This is a genomic window from Streptomyces sp. NPDC102259, assembly GCF_044766465.1.
Taxonomy (GTDB): domain Bacteria; phylum Actinomycetota; class Actinomycetes; order Streptomycetales; family Streptomycetaceae; genus Streptomyces.
In genome coordinates this window covers 1-17,539 of the sequence record NZ_JBIWMA010000002.1, presented here as the reverse complement: position 1 = coordinate 17,539, position 17,539 = coordinate 1, and the positions used below count along the sequence as shown (strand labels likewise).

General features: G+C 68.9%; 15 protein-coding genes, 1 rRNA gene and 1 riboswitch. Of the genes, 3 read left to right on the top strand and 13 right to left on the bottom strand.

What is annotated here, in order from left to right; genetic code table 11:
• Positions 1-295: 295 nt before the first annotated feature.
• Positions 296-2,251, top strand: a complete 1,956-nt coding sequence (locus tag ACIRPU_RS04610; RefSeq protein ID WP_403861659.1) for an amino acid transporter — start codon at positions 296-298, stop codon at positions 2,249-2,251.
• Between the two features lie 98 nt (positions 2,252-2,349).
• Positions 2,350-2,769: a molybdopterin-binding protein gene (locus ACIRPU_RS04605; RefSeq protein ID WP_385555450.1), complete on the top strand. Its 420-nt coding sequence runs from the start codon at positions 2,350-2,352 to the stop codon at positions 2,767-2,769.
• Positions 2,770-2,819: 50 nt separating this feature from the next.
• Here ACIRPU_RS04605 and gcvP read toward each other — a convergent pair whose 3' ends face one another.
• A complete protein-coding gene (gene gcvP, locus ACIRPU_RS04600) occupies positions 2,820-5,705 on the bottom strand; it encodes an aminomethyl-transferring glycine dehydrogenase (protein ID WP_403861655.1) in 2,886 nt (961 codons plus the stop codon).
• A 183-nt stretch (positions 5,706-5,888) separates the two neighbouring features.
• A riboswitch (glycine riboswitch) is annotated at positions 5,889-5,984 on the bottom strand.
• A gap of 112 nt (positions 5,985-6,096) precedes the next feature.
• On the opposite strand from gcvP, the gene ACIRPU_RS04595 reads away from it, so the two are divergent.
• Complete coding sequence (locus ACIRPU_RS04595; protein ID WP_403861652.1) at positions 6,097-6,468, top strand: PRC-barrel domain-containing protein; 372 nt, start codon at positions 6,097-6,099, stop codon at positions 6,466-6,468.
• A 6-nt stretch (positions 6,469-6,474) separates the two neighbouring features.
• On the opposite strand, the gene ACIRPU_RS04590 is transcribed toward ACIRPU_RS04595, so the two are convergent.
• The 12 genes from ACIRPU_RS04590 to rrf all read right to left on the bottom strand — a co-directional run bounded on the left by ACIRPU_RS04590 (position 6,475) and on the right by rrf (position 17,375).
• Positions 6,475-6,936, bottom strand: a complete 462-nt coding sequence (locus tag ACIRPU_RS04590; RefSeq protein ID WP_403861649.1) for a nucleotidyltransferase domain-containing protein — start codon at positions 6,934-6,936, stop codon at positions 6,475-6,477.
• Positions 6,937-7,036: 100 nt separating this feature from the next.
• Positions 7,037-8,452 carry a DNA polymerase IV gene (locus ACIRPU_RS04585; protein ID WP_403861646.1) on the bottom strand — a complete coding sequence of 472 codons (1,416 nt, stop codon included), beginning with the start codon at positions 8,450-8,452 and terminating at the stop codon, positions 7,037-7,039.
• Between the two features lie 68 nt (positions 8,453-8,520).
• Complete coding sequence (locus ACIRPU_RS04580; protein ID WP_403861643.1) at positions 8,521-9,204, bottom strand: MerR family transcriptional regulator; 684 nt, start codon at positions 9,202-9,204, stop codon at positions 8,521-8,523.
• Positions 9,205-9,449: 245 nt separating this feature from the next.
• Positions 9,450-9,923, bottom strand: coding sequence for a bifunctional nuclease family protein (locus tag ACIRPU_RS04575; RefSeq protein WP_004934251.1), 474 nt, complete (start codon positions 9,921-9,923; stop codon positions 9,450-9,452).
• Between the two features lie 84 nt (positions 9,924-10,007).
• On the bottom strand, positions 10,008-10,748 hold the full coding sequence (locus ACIRPU_RS04570) for a MerR family transcriptional regulator (RefSeq protein ID WP_403861640.1): 741 nt from the start codon (positions 10,746-10,748) through the stop codon (positions 10,008-10,010).
• Positions 10,749-10,792: 44 nt separating this feature from the next.
• Positions 10,793-11,677 carry an FHA domain-containing protein gene (locus ACIRPU_RS04565; protein WP_355704756.1) on the bottom strand — a complete coding sequence of 295 codons (885 nt, stop codon included), beginning with the start codon at positions 11,675-11,677 and terminating at the stop codon, positions 10,793-10,795.
• Between the two features lie 82 nt (positions 11,678-11,759).
• Complete coding sequence (locus ACIRPU_RS04560) at positions 11,760-12,593, bottom strand: DUF881 domain-containing protein (RefSeq protein ID WP_355704742.1); 834 nt, start codon at positions 12,591-12,593, stop codon at positions 11,760-11,762.
• Positions 12,594-12,598: 5 nt separating this feature from the next.
• On the bottom strand, positions 12,599-12,931 hold the full coding sequence (locus ACIRPU_RS04555) for a small basic family protein (RefSeq protein ID WP_020133151.1): 333 nt from the start codon (positions 12,929-12,931) through the stop codon (positions 12,599-12,601).
• A complete protein-coding gene (locus ACIRPU_RS04550; protein WP_403863497.1) occupies positions 12,928-13,764 on the bottom strand; it encodes a DUF881 domain-containing protein in 837 nt (278 codons plus the stop codon). Before ACIRPU_RS04550 ends, ACIRPU_RS04555 begins: the two co-directional genes overlap by 4 nt.
• A gap of 166 nt (positions 13,765-13,930) precedes the next feature.
• Positions 13,931-16,426, bottom strand: a complete 2,496-nt coding sequence (locus ACIRPU_RS04545; protein ID WP_355704744.1) for a mannose-1-phosphate guanyltransferase — start codon at positions 16,424-16,426, stop codon at positions 13,931-13,933.
• Between the two features lie 114 nt (positions 16,427-16,540).
• Positions 16,541-17,149 carry a CDP-alcohol phosphatidyltransferase family protein gene (locus tag ACIRPU_RS04540; RefSeq protein WP_355704745.1) on the bottom strand — a complete coding sequence of 203 codons (609 nt, stop codon included), beginning with the start codon at positions 17,147-17,149 and terminating at the stop codon, positions 16,541-16,543.
• Between the two features lie 109 nt (positions 17,150-17,258).
• A 5S ribosomal RNA gene (gene rrf / locus ACIRPU_RS04535) occupies positions 17,259-17,375 on the bottom strand.
• Positions 17,376-17,539 lie beyond the last annotated feature (164 nt).

Below are 17,539 nucleotides of genomic sequence, written 5' to 3'. Positions count from 1 at the left end.
CAGGGAATCCGGGGGTCTGTTCACAAAAGAAGGCGCAGCGAGGCGCCAGGAAGCGTCGAAACATTCGGATCATTCCGCGAACATTACGAAGGACACGGGAGCGACGATCCGGCGACCGGAAGCGAACCCGGTGGCACGTCACGCTGCGTGTCCGCCCCGCGACCAGTCTTAACGGAAGCTTGACGCCGTTCGGCCCATGATCCAGGGGCCCGGGCGTCACTCTCCGCTTACGCTGATTCCGCCGTCCGCGTGATGGCCGAAACCACACGCCGACCCGCACTTCAGGAGCACGCCGATGGCCACCACCGAGCACCCTCCACCCGGTCGCCTGCGCGCCTGGATGCTGGAGGGCCTGTCCGACATGGGCAAGGGTCACGCTCAGCAGGCGGCCCCGAAGACCGGAGCCGCGCCCGAGCACGAGGGCCAGCGCTGGTACCGGGTGATGTGCCTGACCGGTGTCGACTACTTCTCGACCCTCGGCTACCAGCCGGGGATCGCCGCCCTCGCGGCCGGCCTGCTCTCCCCGGTGGCGACGATCGTGCTGGTGATCGTCACCCTGCTGGGCGCCCTGCCGGTCTACCGGCGCGTCGCCGAGGAGAGTCCGCACGGCGAGGGCTCGATCGCGATGCTGGAACGCCTGCTGTCCTTCTGGAAGGGCAAGCTGTTCGTCCTGACCCTGCTCGGGTTCGCCGCCACCGACTTCCTGATCACGATCACCCTGTCCGCGGCGGACGCCTCCACCCACCTGGTCGAGAACCCGCATCTGACCAGCACCCTGCACGACCGGCAGATGGTGATCACGCTCGTCCTCGTCGCCCTGCTCGGCGCGGTGTTCCTCAAGGGCTTCCTGGAGGCCATCGGCGTCGCGGTCGCGCTGGTCGTCGTCTATCTCGCCCTGAACGTCGTCGTCGTGATCGTCGGCCTGGGGCATGTGCTCACCGAGGGCCATGTCGTCACCGACTGGGCCGACGCCCTGACCGCCGAGCACGGCAACGTGTTCGCGATGATCGGCGTCTCCCTGCTGGTCTTCCCCAAGCTGGCGCTGGGCCTGTCCGGCTTCGAGACCGGCGTCGCGGTCATGCCGCACGTCCAGGGCGACCCGGACGACACCGCGGAGAACCCCAAGGGCCGCATCCGGGACACGAAGAAGCTGCTGACGACCGCCGCCCTGATCATGAGCGTCTTCCTCATCGCCACCAGCTTCATCACCACGGTGCTGATCCCGGAGAAGGAGTTCGAGTCCGGCGGCCAGGCCAACGGACGCGCCCTCGCCTACCTCGCCCACGAGTACCTGGGCAACGCCTTCGGCACGGTGTACGACGTGTCGACGATCGCCATCCTGTGGTTCGCCGGCGCCTCCGCGATGGCTGGACTGCTCAACCTGATGCCCCGCTACCTCCCCCGCTACGGCATGGCCCCACACTGGGCCCGCGCCGTCCGCCCCATGGTCATCGTCTTCACCCTCGTGGCCTTCCTGGTCACCTGGATCTTCGACGCCGACGTCGACGCCCAGGGCGGCGCCTACGCCACCGGCGTCCTGGTCCTGATGTCCTCGGCGGCGATCGCGGTGACCATCGCCGCCCGCCGCGCCCGGCAGCGTGGCTGGACGATCGGCTTCGTCGTGGTCTCGGCGGTCCTCCTCTACGTGACCGTCGTGAACGTCATCGAGCGCCCCGACGGCGTGAAGATCGGCGCCTGCTTCATCGCCGGAATCATCCTGGTCTCGCTGCTGTCCCGGCTGGCCCGAGCCTTCGAGCTCCGCGTGACCAGCGTGACGCTGGACGCCATGGCGGAACGTTTCATCAGGGACATGGCCAGCCGCAAGATACGGTTCATCGCCAACGAGCCCGACCAGCGCGACAAGGCCGAGTACCGCGACAAGATCGAACAGATCCGGCAGGACAACGACATCCCCGGGGAGGACTTCGTCTTCGTCGAGGTCACCGTCGTCGACCCCTCCGAGTTCGAGTCGGGCCTGACCGTACGCGGCGAGGTCCTGCACAAGCGCTACCGCATCCTGACCCTGGAGTCCTCCTCCGTCTCCAACGCCCTGGCCGCGCTGCTGCTGCACACCCGTGACTCCACCGGCTGCATCCCGCACATCTACTTCGAGTGGACCGAGGGCAACCCCTTCGCCAACTTCCTGCGCTTCTTCCTCTTCGGCCAGGGCGAGGTCGCTCCGGTCACCCGGGAAGTCCTGCGCGAGGCCGAACCGGACCGCGACCGCCGCCCCCGCGTCCACACGGGCTGACCCGCTCCCGGGCCGCCGTCCCGACGCGCGACGCCGTCAGGCGACGCATACCCGCACATACCCCGCACAGGGCGCCCGGCGGCCTACCGTTGGCGCTCATGAGCCTGAGCATCCGCAACCAACTCCCCGGCACCGTCACCGCCGTCCATCCCGGCGAGGTGATGGCCACCGTCAAGATCCGTCTGGACGGCGGCCAGGACCTCACGGCGGCCATCACGCTGGAGGCCGTGAACCAGCTCGCCCTCACCGCCGGCACCGCCGTCCGCGCTCTGGTGAAGTCGACGGAGGTCTCCCTGGCCACCGGCCGGGTCGACGGCCTCTCGATCCGCAACCAGCTCACCGGCACGATCACCGGCCTCGTACCGGGCGGGGTCATGGCCTCGGTGAAGGTCTCCATGGACGGAGCCGAACTCACCTCCGTGATCACCAAGGAAGCAGCCACCGACCTCGGCCTCTTCGTCGGCTCCGACGTCGTCGCGCTCATCAAGGCGACCGAGGTGTCCCTGGCGACGGCGTAGCGCGCGGGAGGGCCCCCGCCCGGAACGGACGGGGGCCCTCACCCACTCGCTCAGTCCTCGTACGCGTCCAGCGGCGGGCACGAGCAGACCAGGTTCCGGTCGCCGAAGGCCTGGTCGATCCGGCGCACCGGCGGCCAGTACTTGTCGGCGGCGGACACACCGGCCGGGAAGACGGCCTCCTCACGCGTGTACGCGTGCTCCCACTCCCCGCCCAGCGCGGCCGCGGTGTGCGGGGCGCCGCTCAGCGGGTTGTCGTCGGCCGACCACCCGCCCGTCCCGACCTTCTCGATCTCCGCGCGGATGGCGATCATCGCCTCGCAGAAACGGTCGATCTCGATCAGGTCCTCGGACTCGGTCGGCTCGATCATCAGCGTCCCGGCCACCGGGAACGACATCGTCGGCGCATGGAAGCCGTAGTCGATGAGCCGCTTGGCGACGTCGTCGACGCTCACGCCGGTCGCCTTGGTCAGCGGCCGCAGGTCGATGATGCACTCGTGCGCGACCAGCCCGCCCGGCCCGTTGTAGAGCACCGGGTAGTGCGGCTCGAGCCGCTTGGCGATGTAGTTGGCGCTCAGCACGGCGACCTGCGTGGCCCGCTTGAGCCCCTCGCCGCCCATGAGCCGCACATACGCCCACGAGATCGGCAGTATCCCGGCGGAGCCCCAGGGAGCCGCGGAGATCGGCCCCACCCCGGTGTCCGGCCCGGCGGCGGGCTGGAGCGGGTGGTTCGGCAGATACGGCGCCAGGTGCGACCGTACGGCGACGGGCCCGACGCCCGGGCCGCCGCCCCCGTGCGGGATGCAGAACGTCTTGTGCAGGTTCAGGTGCGACACGTCACCGCCGAAGTGCCCCGGCTTGGCGAGACCGACGAGCGCGTTGAGGTTGGCGCCGTCGACGTACACCTGCCCGCCCGCCTCGTGCACCTGGGCGCAGATGTCGGCGACATGCTCCTCGAACACCCCGTGCGTCGAGGGGTAGGTGATCATCAGCACCGACAGCTCGTCCCGGTGCCGCTCGATCTTCGCCCGCAGGTCCTCGACGTCGATCTCGCCGTCCTCGGCGGTCTTCACGACGACGACCTTCATGCCCGCCATGACGGCACTGGCCGCGTTCGTGCCGTGCGCGGAGGACGGGATGAGGCACACGGTCCGCTGCTCGTCCCCGTTGCCCCGGTGGTACCCGCGGACGGCGAGCAGCCCGGCCAGCTCGCCCTGCGACCCGGCGTTCGGCTGGAGCGACACCTTGTCGTACCCGGTGACCTCGGCGAGCCGCTCCTCCAGCTCGCGGATGAGCGTCAGATAGCCCTCCGCCTGCTCGGCCGGCGCGAAGGGGTGCAACTGCCCGAACTCGGGCCAGGTGACCGGCTCCATCTCGGTGGTCGCGTTGAGCTTCATGGTGCAGGAGCCCAGCGGGATCATGCCCCGGTCCAGCGCGTAGTCCCGGTCGGCGAGCCGACGCAGGTAGCGCAGCATCGCGGTCTCGGAACGGTGCTGGTGGAAGACCGGGTGCGTGAGGATCTCGTCGGACCGCAGCAGCCCTGCGGGCAGGGTGTCCTCGGTGGCCACGTCGAGCGACTCGATGTCGCCGGCCACCCCGAAGGCTGCCCAGACGGCGGTCACCTGCGCCCGCGCGGTCGTCTCGTCGCAGGCGATCGACACCTGGTCGGCGTCGACGAGGTGCAGGTTGACCCCGAGCTCCCGCGCGGCGGCGACGACCTCGGAGGCCTTCCCCGGCACCCGGACGGTCAGCGTGTCGAAGTACGACCCGTGCACGACCTCGACGCCGCCGGCCTCGAGCCCGGCGGCGAGGATCGAGGCGTACCGGTGCGTGCGCCGGGCGATCGCCCGCAGCCCGTCGGGACCGTGGTAGACGGCGTACATCCCCGCCATGACCGCCAGCAGCACCTGCGCCGTGCAGATGTTGCTGGTGGCCTTCTCACGCCGGATGTGCTGCTCACGCGTCTGGAGCGCGAGCCGGTAGGCCTTGTGCCCGTCGGCGTCCACCGAGACGCCCACCAGCCGCCCGGGCAGGCTGCGCGCGAACTGCTCACGGACGGCCATGTAACCGGCGTGCGGCCCGCCGAAGCCCATCGGCACGCCGAACCGCTGCGTCGTACCGACGGCGATGTCCGCGCCCAGCTCGCCCGGCGACTTCAGCAGCGTCAGCGCGAGCAGATCCGCGGCGACGGTGACGAGCGCGCCGAGCCCGTGCGCCTGGTCGACGAGCGTCTTGAGGTCACGTACGACACCGGAGGCGCCGGGGTACTGGACGAGCACGCCGTTGATCTCCCGCGCGGCGATCTCCGCCGGGATCCCGTCGCTCAGGTCGGCGACGACGATCTCCACGCCCGTCGGCTCGGCGCGGGTCTCGATCACGGCGATGGTCTGCGGCAGCGCGTCCGCGTCGATGAGGAAGAGGCCCTTCTTGTTCTTCCCCATGCGCCGGGACAGCGCCATCGCCTCGGCGGCGGCCGTGCCCTCGTCGAGCAGTGACGCGCCGGAGGTCGGCAGCCCGGTGAGGTCGGCGACCACGGTCTGGAAGTTCAGCAGCGCCTCGAGCCGGCCCTGGGAGATCTCCGGCTGGTACGGCGTGTAGGCCGTGTACCAGGCCGGGTTCTCCATGACGTTGCGCAGGATGACGGGCGGCGTGAACGTGCCGTAGTAGCCGAGTCCGATCATCGGGTCGAGGACCTGGTTGCGGTCGGCCAGCGAACGCAGCTCGGCCAGCACCTCGGCCTCGGTGCGCGCGCCCGGCAGGTCCAGCGCGTCGGCGTTCTTGATCACATCCGGGACCGCCGCGGCGGTGAGCTCGTCGAGCGAGCCGTAGCCGACCTGTGCGAGCATCTTGGCCCGCGCCTCTGGGTCGGGCCCGATGTGGCGCTGTTCGAAGGGAATTCCCTGCTCGAGCTCTGCGAGCGGAATGCGATGGGCGGTCATTACGGAGGCCTCCTGGTCTGACACGACCTTCGAGGGTCACCACGGTGGGTACCCGGACGGCCTCCCCCTCTGTCATCTCAACCTGAGAGCTTCACCGGGTCGCCCGAGGGCACCCGGCTTTCACCGTCGGTGAGAGCGGGAGCCGTCGACGCCGTCGGCACCCGCCCTGCTTTCCAGAGTGACCTCGTCCGTGCGGTACGTGAGCCTGAGAGATTCCGGGGAGGATTTGCTCCTTCGGCGCCTCCGGTGATGTCCGGAGGACTCTCCCGCGCGGTGTCAGCAGCCGTTGTCAGACTACCAGCGGGGTCAACGAGACTCGCTCGAGTGGCCGCTCGTCCCAATGTGCTCTTTTGTAGTGCTTACGGATGAGTTGCGAGCAAGTGGAGGGCCCGTGCAGACCGACATCGATCCGCGCAACCTGATCGGCCGCAAGGCGTTCGACCGCAACGGCACCAAGATCGGCACGATCGACGAGGTCTACCTCGACGACGCGACCGGAGTACCGGAGTGGGCGGCCATACGCACGGGTCTGTTCTCCCGCGACGCCTTCGTCCCCCTGGAGCCCAGCCAGCTGGTCGAGGGCACCCTGCGCATCCCCTTCGACCGGGCCCTGATCAAGGACGCACCGGACTTCGGCGTGGGCCGCCATCTCTCCCCGGAGCAGGAACTCCAGCTCTACCACCACTACGGCCTCGACGTGGGCGCCCCGCCCCCGATCCCCGACCGCGACTTCGGCCGGCTGGCCGGCACGGACGACGGCTGAGCCCCCTCAGCCGCAGGCCTGTATCAGCGCTCCGAGAATCCCGGCGGGGTCGTACAGCGGCCGGGCGCCGTCCGTGACGACTCTCCGCGTGCCGGCGTCGACCGGATCGGTCCGCGCCCAGTGGGCGGAGCCGACGCACACCTCGACCTCCAGACCGGACGCGGTCACATACCGCCATTCGGTGACGGGCCCCCGTTCCTGGACCCGGACCACCTCCCCCAGGGCCGGCTCACGCGCCCACCCGTGGTCCTCGGCGTACCGGGCAGGCGCCGTCGACAACACCACGAGGTCCACATCCGAGTCGGGACCCGCGGCGCCCCGCGCAGCGGACCCGACGAGCAGCAGCCCCACCACGTCGCTCCGGTTCCCGGCCCACCGGGTGACCCGGTCCACCACCCGGCGCATCTCGGCTTCCCGCTCCGGCGACACCCCGGCCGGGTCCGCGAACTGGCCTCCGTGCAGCTTCATGCAGCTCCTCATCCCTCACCGGTGCCACCTCGCGGGACACCGCCACCGCTCCGACCCACCCCACATCGCGTACCGCTTCACTCTGGGTAACTGATCCGCCTCACGCAGAGTTCCCGGTCTCCACCGTCGGCGACTTCGTCTCCGGATGCGGCGCTCCCGCCGCCTGCCCGCCCTCCTCATCAGGTCTTCGTCGCACCAGCGGCAACGGATCCGCCGGCTCCAGTCCCGGATCGTCGGTCCTGAAAGTGCGGACCCTGCCGGGCTCCGACTCGGGCGTCTCGAACCGCACGGTGACCCGGCCCAACCCGCTGCCCTGCACCCATCCGTGTCCGAGCTCGGCATGCCGCACGTCGTGTCCTGGGCGCCACTGATGCTCGACCGGCGCCGACATCTCGCCGACGGGCTCGTCCGCCGGTTCCTCCTCGGACCCGCCCACCCGGTCCTCAGCCGCCTGCGCGAACAGATCCTCCTGCGTGAAGTCCGCCAGCCCGCTCACGCCCACCCCGAGAAGCCGGACCCCGCCCGTCGTGTCCACCGAGTCCAGCAACCGGGCGGCCGCCTCCCGGACCACGCCCGGATCATCGGTGGGCCCCCGCAGGGTCTCGGACCGGGTGAGCGTGGAGAAGTCGTACCGCCGCACCTTCAGCACGATGGTCCGCCCCGACAGACCGGCCCCCCGCAGCCTGCGCACACAGCGGTCCGCGAGCCGCTGCACCTCCAGCTCCACCCGGACCCGGTCATGGATGTCCACGTCGTAGGTGTCCTCGACCGACACCGACTTGGCCTCCCGCTCCGCCACCACGGGCCGGTCGTCGCGGGCCAGCGCCATCGCGTACAGCGCGTGCCCGTGCGCCTTGCCCAGCAGCCGCACCAGCTCGTCCTCACCGGCCTCGGCGATCTCGTCGATCGTGGTGATCCCGGCCCGCCGCAGATGGTCCCCCGTCGCAGGCCCGACCCCCGGCAGGGTCCGCACCGACAGCGGGCCGAGCAGGGCCCGCTCGGTCCCCGGCTCGATGAGGACCAGCCCGTCCGGCTTCGCCTGCTCCGAGGCGATCTTGGCCAGCATCTTGCAGGAGGCCAGGCCCACCGACCCCGTGAGCCCGGTGACGGCCCGTATGTCCGCGCGCAGCCTGATCCCCGCCAGCCGCGCCGACTCGCTGTCCCAGGCCGCTCCCCCGGCATCCAGGTCCACGAAGGCCTCGTCCAGACTCAGCGGCTCCACCAGCGGCGACAGCGCCCGCAGCAGCCCCATGACCTGGTCGCTGATCGACCGGTAGAACGCGAAGCGCGGAACCAGATACGCGGCGTTCGGAGCCCGCCGACGCGCCTGGGCCATGGGCATCGCCGAGTTCACTCCGAAGACCCGCGCCTCGTAGGAGGCGGTGGCGACCACTCCGCGGGGCCCCAGACCGCCCACGACCACGGCTTTCCCGCGCAGGCTCGGCTTGGACGCCTGCTCCGCCTGCGCGAAGAAGGCATCCATGTCGAGATGCAGGATCGTGGGCGCGTTTCTCACATGTCCGATGCTGCACCACGCCACTGACAATCACGTCGTGCAGCCGCCCCGCGCCCCCGGAGGAGGCTTCAGACCGCCCGGTTGCGCCGACGTGCCAGTTCGTCCGCCGGGTTGTGCCCGACGAGCGTCTCGCCGGTGTCGACACGCTCCCCGTGCAACTGCGACAGCGCGCCCTCGACGTCCCGCCACACCACGCCCACGGCGATCCCGAAGATGCCCTGACCGCCCTGGAGCAGCGCGTGGACCTCGTCCGGCGAGGTGCACTCGTAGACGGTGGCGCCGTCGCTCATCAGCGTCATGCGCTCCAGATCACTGAACCCTCGCTCCCGCAGATGCTGCACGGCGGTGCGGATGTTCTGGAGCGACACCCCGGTGTCGAGGAACCGCTTGACGATCTTCAGGACGACGACGTCCCGGAAGCTGTACAGACGTTGGGTGCCGGACCCGTGGGCGGGCCGCACGCTCGGCTCGACCAGCCCGGTGCGGGCCCAGTAGTCCAGTTGCCGATAGGTGATGCCCGCGGCCGCGCACGCCGTCGGACCGCGATAGCCGATCTGCTCGGACGCCATGGACGTCGCCCCTCCGCTGCTCGGCACGGCCGTTGGTCGCTGCGGAGCGTGATCGGCCGCGCTGCTCTGCTGGGGGTACCCCCTGCTCGAGCGCGCTGGAGAGCCCGGGGAAGGGTACGGACCGCTCCCCCCGACACCGAGTCCGGGGGCACCCCCAGCCGTACCGTCGCCGCTGCTTCTCACGCCGACCTCCGTCCTTGACCTGCCTTGTCGACGGTAGGCAGTCACCAGGGGTGCGTCAACGATCGCCACACTCGGCACGCCGAGTGATAATCACCCTGAGAGTGGTTTCCCGCACCCCGTCGCGGGGAAAGGCTAGCCGAATGCGCTGAGAAGTAGCCGTAGGACGCTCTCACTCGCCGTTGGCATTTGCCGAGAACCGGGCGGGCGTCCTCGTGCAGGACGCCCGCGTTCCGCGCATGTGCCGGCTACTGGTTGCTGGTGCCGAAGTCCTCGGGCGAGATCTGGTCGAGGAACTCGCGGAACTTCTCCACCTCGTCCTCCTGCTCGTCCGGGATGGCGATCCCCGCGTCGTCCAGCACCGTGTCACTGCCATAGATCGGTGTCCCCGTGCGCAGCGCCAGCGCTATGGCGTCCGAAGGACGCGCGCTCACCTCGACCCCGCTGGCGAAGACCAGCTCCGCGTAGAAGACGCCCTCCCGCAGGTCCGTGATGCGCACCTCGGTGAGCTCCTGGCCGACGGCTTCCAGCACGTCCTTGAACAGGTCGTGGGTCAGCGGTCGCGCGGGAGCCATGCCCTGCTGGGCGAAGGCGATCGCCGTCGCCTCCCCCGGTCCGATCCAGATGGGAAGGTAACGGTCGCCTCCCACTTCACGCAGCAGCACGATCGGTTGGTTGGAGGGCATCTCGACCCGGACACCTACGACATCGAGCTCGTTCACACAGCAACCCTAGGCCGTGCCCGGGACGTTTGGGTAGTCGGGCCGGGAACGGGTGACCGATCCGCCCAGGGCGAAACAGCCCGCTCAGGGCAGCCGCACCCCGAGCGCCGTCTGCACCAACGCCGCGTGCAGCCGCACCGTGAGCCCCGCCAGTTCCTTCGTACGGGCCTGCGCGTGGGCCCTGGTCTGCGGATTGCGGTGGCGCTTGAGCGGGGCCACCACCTGGTCCACGAGCCCGGCCTCACGATCGGCCGCGGCCTTCATCACCCGCAGATGCCGGGGCTCGATCCCGAACCTGCCCAGCTCGGAGACCAGCGCTGCCACCGTGGCCGCCTCGGCGTCGTAGACCCCGTCCTCCAACGGCACGACGAGACCGTACGACTCCCACTCCTCGAGCTCCGGCTCACCGATTCCCGCGGCCGCCAGCAGCTCGGACCGACCGATCCTGGCGACGGTGGGCGCCTCCGACGCCTCCACCAGAACGGCCTCACCGTCCCGCTGCCGGCCCACGGTCGGCAACGGCGCGGCCTCACCGCGCTCCATGGCGTCCAGATGCTCGCGGATGACCTTGAGGGGCAGATAGTGGTCCCGCTGCATCCGCAGGACGTGGCCGAGGCGCTCGACGTCCCGCACACTGAACTTCCGGTACCCCGAAGGGGTCCGCTGCGGCTCGATGAGCCCTTCCGACTCCAGGAAACGGATCTTGGAGATGGTGACTTCGGGAAACTCGTCGCGCAGCGCGTTCAGCACGGTGCCGATGCTCATCGAGCCACCGTCCTCGGCGGCGGTGCCGTGTCCGACACCGCCCCTCGGTGTTTGAAGCATGGACCTTCCCTGGGGATTCCCCCCGGACGGCGCCCGGGGGCCGGTCAGTAGCCTCGCTGGCTCGCGTAGAAGACCAGCCGGTACTTGCCGATCTGCACCTCGTCACCGTTCGACAGAGGGACCTCGTCGATCCGCTCCCGGTTGACGTACGTGCCGTTCAGACTGCCGACGTCCGCCACCTTGAACGTGCCGTCCGGGTTGCGCCGGAACTCCACGTGGCGACGCGAGACCGTCACGTCGTCCAGGAAGATGTCGCTCTGCGGGTGACGACCGGCCGTCGTCAGGTCCCCGTCCAGAAGGAAACGGCTGCCCGAGTTCGGGCCGCGCCGCACGACCAGCAGGGCGGAACCCAGCGGCAGCGCGTCGACGGCGGCCTGCGCCTCGGGCGAGAGCGCGGGCAGCTGCGTCTGACCGGTGACCTCGGCGTCGTAGGCCTCGAGACCGGAGATGGAAATGGTGGAGGTCGTCTCCGACGGCCGCTCGGGCGTCAGCCCGGGACGCAGCGGCGCGCCGCAGTTGGAGCAGAACCGACTGTTCTCCGCGTTGCGGTTACCGCACCTCGTACACACCAGGGCCGACATAGGGGAAAACCCTCCACCCGTACTTGAGGTTGACGGTTGGCCGAAACCTATGCCGCCGGACTGCGCAGGGTCAACAGACGCCGCGCCCTGGCCTCCGGAAATGTCGCCGCCCTGACCAGCCAGCTGATCCCTGAACAGCGGCCGCTGACCCTCGGCGTCAGGCTGTGCGCGATGGCGAGCGGTCGCGTTGTCGCTACCCTCTCGCGCGCTCTTGCCGAACAACTTCGCAAACAACTTCACGGGCGATTCCCCTTGACCGAAACAGACCCGCCCGTGGGGCAGGACGAACCCTGACTGAATACACCGGCCGACCCGGACATCTTCACAACGTCCGTGTCCACCAGACAGTTTCCACCACGCACCACCCGATCGGTGCGTCGACCCCCCGCAACCTCATGCCCCTGCCGGATGCGCCCCATGCACCCCCGGTTCACTGGCCCGACGACCGAGCGTAGTCAGGCTGCTTCGCCGCTCGCAAGGCATCCACGACGATCTTGTCCGACCGCTCGACCGTCACCGTGGCCTGCTCCTTCTCAAGAGTCTGCACCACTCCGCCAGGGATGTTCAGCGCCGGCTCGAGGTCCTGCGGGTTACCGATGACCTTGAAACGAAAGGGCGTGTTGATCTTGTTCCCGTCGACGCTCACGCTCTTGCCCGAATCCGTCAGAAAGGTGCCGGCGACGACCCGCACCCCGTTCACCTGGATCGCCTCGGCCCCGGCCGCGCGCAGCTCCTGGATCGCGTCGAGCAACATGTCCGCCTCGACCGTCCCCTTCGTGTCCTCGATGGTCATCGTGATGCCCGGGCCCTGCGCAGCCACCGTTCCCGCCAGAATGCCGAGTTGTTTCTCCTTCTCGACCGTCTGCTTCCGGGCCTCCTCGGCCTGGTCGGAGCTGTTCTCCAGCTCCTGCTGCTGCTTCTCGAGCCCCTGCTTCTCGTCCTCAAGACGCTGACTGCGGTCATCGAGTTCATCGAGGATGCGTACGAGATCTTCCTGACGCGCACCGCGCAGCGCGTTTCCGCTGTCGCTGTTGGAGGCGACCTGCACGGCCAGGCCGAAGCCCAGGCCGAACAGCAACAGGGCGACGATGAGTTGGGCCCTCGACACCCGCGGCGGCCAGAGTCCCTGCACCAGCCGCTGCCGGCCGGTCACCACCGGCTCGGCCGGCTTCTCGGCCGCCGCGTCCGCGGACGACGTCACCGGGACCTCGTCGGGCAGCTCCTTGCGGAGCCTGTACTCGGGCGTCTCGTCCTGGTTGCTCATCGACCTCACGCCCGGAAGACATGCCGGCGGATCGCCGCGGCATTGGAGAAGATCCGGATGCCGAGGACGACCACGACCCCGGTGGACAGCTGCGATCCCACACCCAACTCGTCGCCCAGGAAGACGATCAGCGCGGCCACCACCACGTTCGACAGGAAAGACACCACGAACACCTTGTCGTCGAAGATGCCGTCGAGCATGGCCCGAAGCCCACCGAACACGGCGTCCAGCGCCGCCACCACGGCGATCGGCAGATAAGGCACGACGGCCGCCGGCACCTCGGGCTGGACCAACAGGCCGGCCACGACTCCCACGACGAGGCCCAGTACGGCGATCACGATGTGCCCTTCTCAGTCTTCGGCTGCGCTGTACGTACGATCACACTCGGTGCGGCGGGCAGCCGGACGTCGTCCGCCACGGAGATGGCCGTCCTGATGCCGTAGTTCTCCTGCAAGGCGTTCAGATACAGACCGTCGGCGCTGTCCTGGAACCTGGTGCTGAGGTTCTTCCCGTCCCCCACCGCGAGCACGGTGTACGGCGGGACCAGCGGTTTGTTGTCGACCAGTATCGCTTCGCCCGCGGCCCTGATCGCCGACAGCGCCGTCAGCCGCTGCCCGTTGATGGAGACGGCCTCGGCGCCCGACGCCCACAGCCCGTTGACCACGCGCTGCATGTCCCGGTCCCGGACCCGCCCGGTGTCGGAGAAGCCAGAGGTCTCGCGCGGGTCACCGTCACCGCCCGTGGTGGCTTCCTTGGCGTCGTCCACGACCAGCTTCACGCCGGGGCCGTGCACCTCGACGGCGCCCGACAGGATGCTCACCAGATCCGCCTGGTCACTCCCGCCGCTCTGCTTGAGCGCCTCCTGTTGCCGACCGCTCACATCGTCGCGCAGCTTGTCGACGGTACTTTCGAGATCGTCGGCCGCATCGGTCTCACGATCGATACGGTCGATGAGCTCCTCGCGCTCTTTGGCGACGACCGGCGCCGCGACCCGCGCCTGCGCCGCACCGACGGTGACCACGAGGGCCGCGAGCACCAGGCCCACGGCGAGACCCAGCTTCGCCCGCACCGTCCTGGGCAGGCCACCGGCGCCCTCGGCCTGCTTACGGGCGGCGGCCTCGGCGTAACCGTCGTCGAGGCTGTGGTCCATGACGTTGGTGAGCAGCGACATGGACGCGTCCGGGCGCGACACGCGCGCGGGTGTGCTCCGAACGGGGGGCTGCTGCGGCATGCCGCACATCGTCGCACGTCGCGCCCAGTACCTCCGAATGGCCCCACCCGCGTGCCGGACGGGCCCCCTTGGGGACACTTGTCCGGCACGCGCGCGTGCGCGTGATTCAGCGTCCGGCGCTGTCCACGACCGCCGACCACTCGTCGAGCAGGGCCTGCGCGGACGCGTCGTCCGGCCCCTCGGCCCACAGGTGGGTGACAGCCTCGGCCGGGTCCGGCAGCACCATCACCCAGCGCCCGTCCGTCTCCACCACCCGGACACCGTCGGTGGTGTCCACGAAGCGGTCTCCGGCCACCTCCACGACCCGCCGCATCACCAGGCCCTTGACCGCCCACGGGGTCGCCAGATCCCGCTTCAGGACGTGCGCCCGCGGAATCCGCGCGTCGATCTGGCTGAGGGTGAGCTGCGTCCGCGCCACCAGCCCGATCAGCCGCACGAAGGCCGCCGTACCGTCGAAGACGCTGCTGAACTCCGGGACGATGAATCCGCCCTTGCCGTCGCCGCCGAAGATGGCCGTCTCGTCCCGGCCGACCCGCGTGAGGTCGTCCGGCGACGTCGTCGTCCACTCGACCTGCGTGCCGTGATACGCCGCCACCTGCTCGGCGATCCTCGTCGTGGTCACCGGCAGGGCGACCCGCCCGCTGCGCCGCTCCGCGGCCACCAGGTCGAGCAGCACCAGGAGCGCCCGGTCGTCCTCGATGATCCGGCCCTTCTCGTCGACGAGGGAGAGCCGCTCGCCCACAGGGTCGAACCGCACACCGAACGCGGCCCGCGAGGAAGCCACGATCTCTCCGAGCCGGACCAGCCCGGAGCGCCGCTGATCGCCCGTCTCCGTGGGCCTGGCCTCGTTCAGACCGGGATTGACGGTCAGCGAGTCCACCCCGAGCTTGCCCAGGAGACTCGGCAACACCAGACCGGCGCTGCCGTTCGAGGCGTCCACCACGACCTTCAGCCCGGCCTCGGAGATCCCTGTCGTGTCCACGTTCCGCAGCAGCGACCCGGTGTACGAGTCGAAGACACTGGCCGGGAAATGCAGGTCTCCGATCTCTCCCGGGAACGCCCGCCGGTACTCCTGCCGCGCGAACACCCGGTCCAGCTTGCGCTGACTGCCTTGCGACAGGTCCGCGCCCTGCCCGTCGAAGAACATGATGTCGACGGAATCCGGCACCCCGGGCGAGGTCCGGATCATGATCCCGCCGGCGCTCCCCCGCGCCGTCTGCTGCCGCGCCACGGGCAACGGCACGTTCTCCAGGTCCCGAACGTCGATGGCACTGGCCTGGAGCGCGGAGATGACCGCCCGCTTCAGCGCACGGGCACCACGCGAGTGGTCCCGGGCCGTGGTGACCGTGGACCCCTTCTTGAGAGTCGTGGCGTACGCGCCGGCGAGGCGCACGGCCAGCTCGGGCGTGATCTCGACGTTCAGGATCCCGGACACCCCACGGGCGCCGAACAGGTGCGCCTGCCCACGCGACTCCCAGATCACCGACGTGTTGACGAATGCGCCGGCTTCGATCGTCTTGAACGGATAGACCCGCACATTGCCCTGCACGATCGATTCTTCACCGATCAGGCACTCGTCGCCGATGACGGCGCCGTCCTCGATCCGGGCCGCCCGCATGATGTCGGTGTTCTTACCCACGACACAGCCACGAAGGTTGCTGTGCTGACCGATGTACACGTTGTCGTGCACGACGGCCTTGTGCAGGAAGGCCCCGCTCTTCACGACGACGTTGGACCCGATGACCGTGTGCTCGCGGATTTCGGCGCCGGCCTCGACCTTCGCGTAGTCCCCGATGTAGAGAGGGCCGCGAAGTATGGCGTCGGGATGCACCTCAGCGCCTTCGGCCACCCACACGCCGGGCGAGATCTCGAACCCGTCGATCTCGACGTCGACCTTGCCTTCGAGCACGTCGGCCTGAGCCTTCACGTAGCTCTCGTGCGTGCCCACGTCCTCCCAGTAGCCCTCGGCGATGAAGCCGTAGACCGGCTTGCCCTCCTTCATCAGCTGCGGGAAGACATCTCCGGACCAGTCGACGGGCACATCGGCCTCGACGTAGTCGAAGACCTCGGGCTCCATGACGTAGATGCCAGTGTTCACGGTGTCCGAGAAGACCTGGCCCCAGGTCGGCTTCTCAAGGAACCGCTCGACCTTGCCCTCTTCGTCGACGATGGTGATACCGAATTCCAGCGGATTGGGCACACGCGTCAGACAGACGGTGACCAGCGCACCCTTTTCCTTGTGGAAGGAGATCAGTTCGGTGAGGTCGAAGTCAGTGAGGGCATCACCGGAAATGACGACGAAGGCGTCGTCCTTCAACGCCTCCTCTGCGTTCTTGACGCTTCCGGCGGTACCGAGTGGCTTCTCCTCGTTGGCATAGGTGAGCTCCATTCCGAGCTCTTCGCCGTCACCGAAGTAGTTCTTGACCAGCGACGCCAGGAACTGAACAGTAACGACGGTCTCGTTGAGCCCATGCCTTTTGAGCAGCCTCAGAACGTGCTCCATGATCGGCCGGTTGGCCACCGGCAGGAGCGGCTTGGGCATGCTCGAGGTCATAGGGCGAAGGCGTGTGCCTTCGCCTCCGGCCATCACGACGGCCTTCATGTCGGAAGCGTCCTCCTAAAGAGATGACTGTCTAGCCGACTTCACCCGTCCAAATTGTCCCGCACTTTTCGTCCGCGGGCCATCGAGCCACTACGCAGCTGCCAAGCGGCGAGGTCAGTCGGCCATGGCGTCCGCACGAACCACGCGGCGGACCTGTACCACGTAGAGGACTCCTGCCCACCAATAGAGCGTTGTACCCCATCCGGCGAACGCCCATCCGAAAATAGCAGCGAGTGACGCCAGCCAGCCACTTCCGTCACTGAGCAGAAGCAGCGGGAAGGCGTACATCAGGTTGAACGTGGCCGCCTTCCCCAGGAAGTTCACCTGCGGCGGCGGATAGCCGTGCCGCCTGAGGATGCCGACCATCACCAGCAGAACCAGCTCGCGGGCCAGAAGTGCAGCGGTCAACCAAACGGGCAGAATCTCCCGCCAGGTGAGACCGACCAACGTCGAGAGAATGTAGAGCCGGTCCGCAGCGGGGTCGAGGAGCCGGCCGAGGCTGCTGATCTGGTTCCAGCGCCGCGCGAGCTTGCCGTCCAGATAGTCGGTGATCCCGCTGAAGGCCAGCACGAGGAGAGCCCAGCCGTCGCTCTGCGGGCCTCCGAACTCGGGCCGGAGGATCAGCCACAGGAACACTGGCACGCCGACGAGACGCGCCATGCTGAGGATGTTCGGGATGGTGAGGACCCGATCTGTCTGGACACGGGTCTCCTGGACCTCCACCCGGGGGCCTCCAGTAGAAAATGAGCCAACGATGCCCCCTGACCCTACCCCAACGCAAAAAAGCTCTGGCTCTCGGGCTGTTTGCCCAAGAGCCAGAGCTCTAAAAGGAGTTCGGCGGTGTCCTACTCTCCCACAGGGTCCCCCCTGCAGTACCATCGGCGCTGTAAGGCTTAGCTTCCGGGTTCGGAATGTAACCGGGCGTTTCCCTCACGCTATGACCACCGAAACACTATGAAACACATGCAGCCGCACCATACCGTGACCATGGCATGGGGCCGTTCGTGGTTTCAGAACCAACACAGTGGACGCGAGCAACTGAGGACAAGCCCTCGGCCTATTAGTACCAGTCAGCTTCACCCATTACTGGGCTTCCACATCCGGCCTATCAAC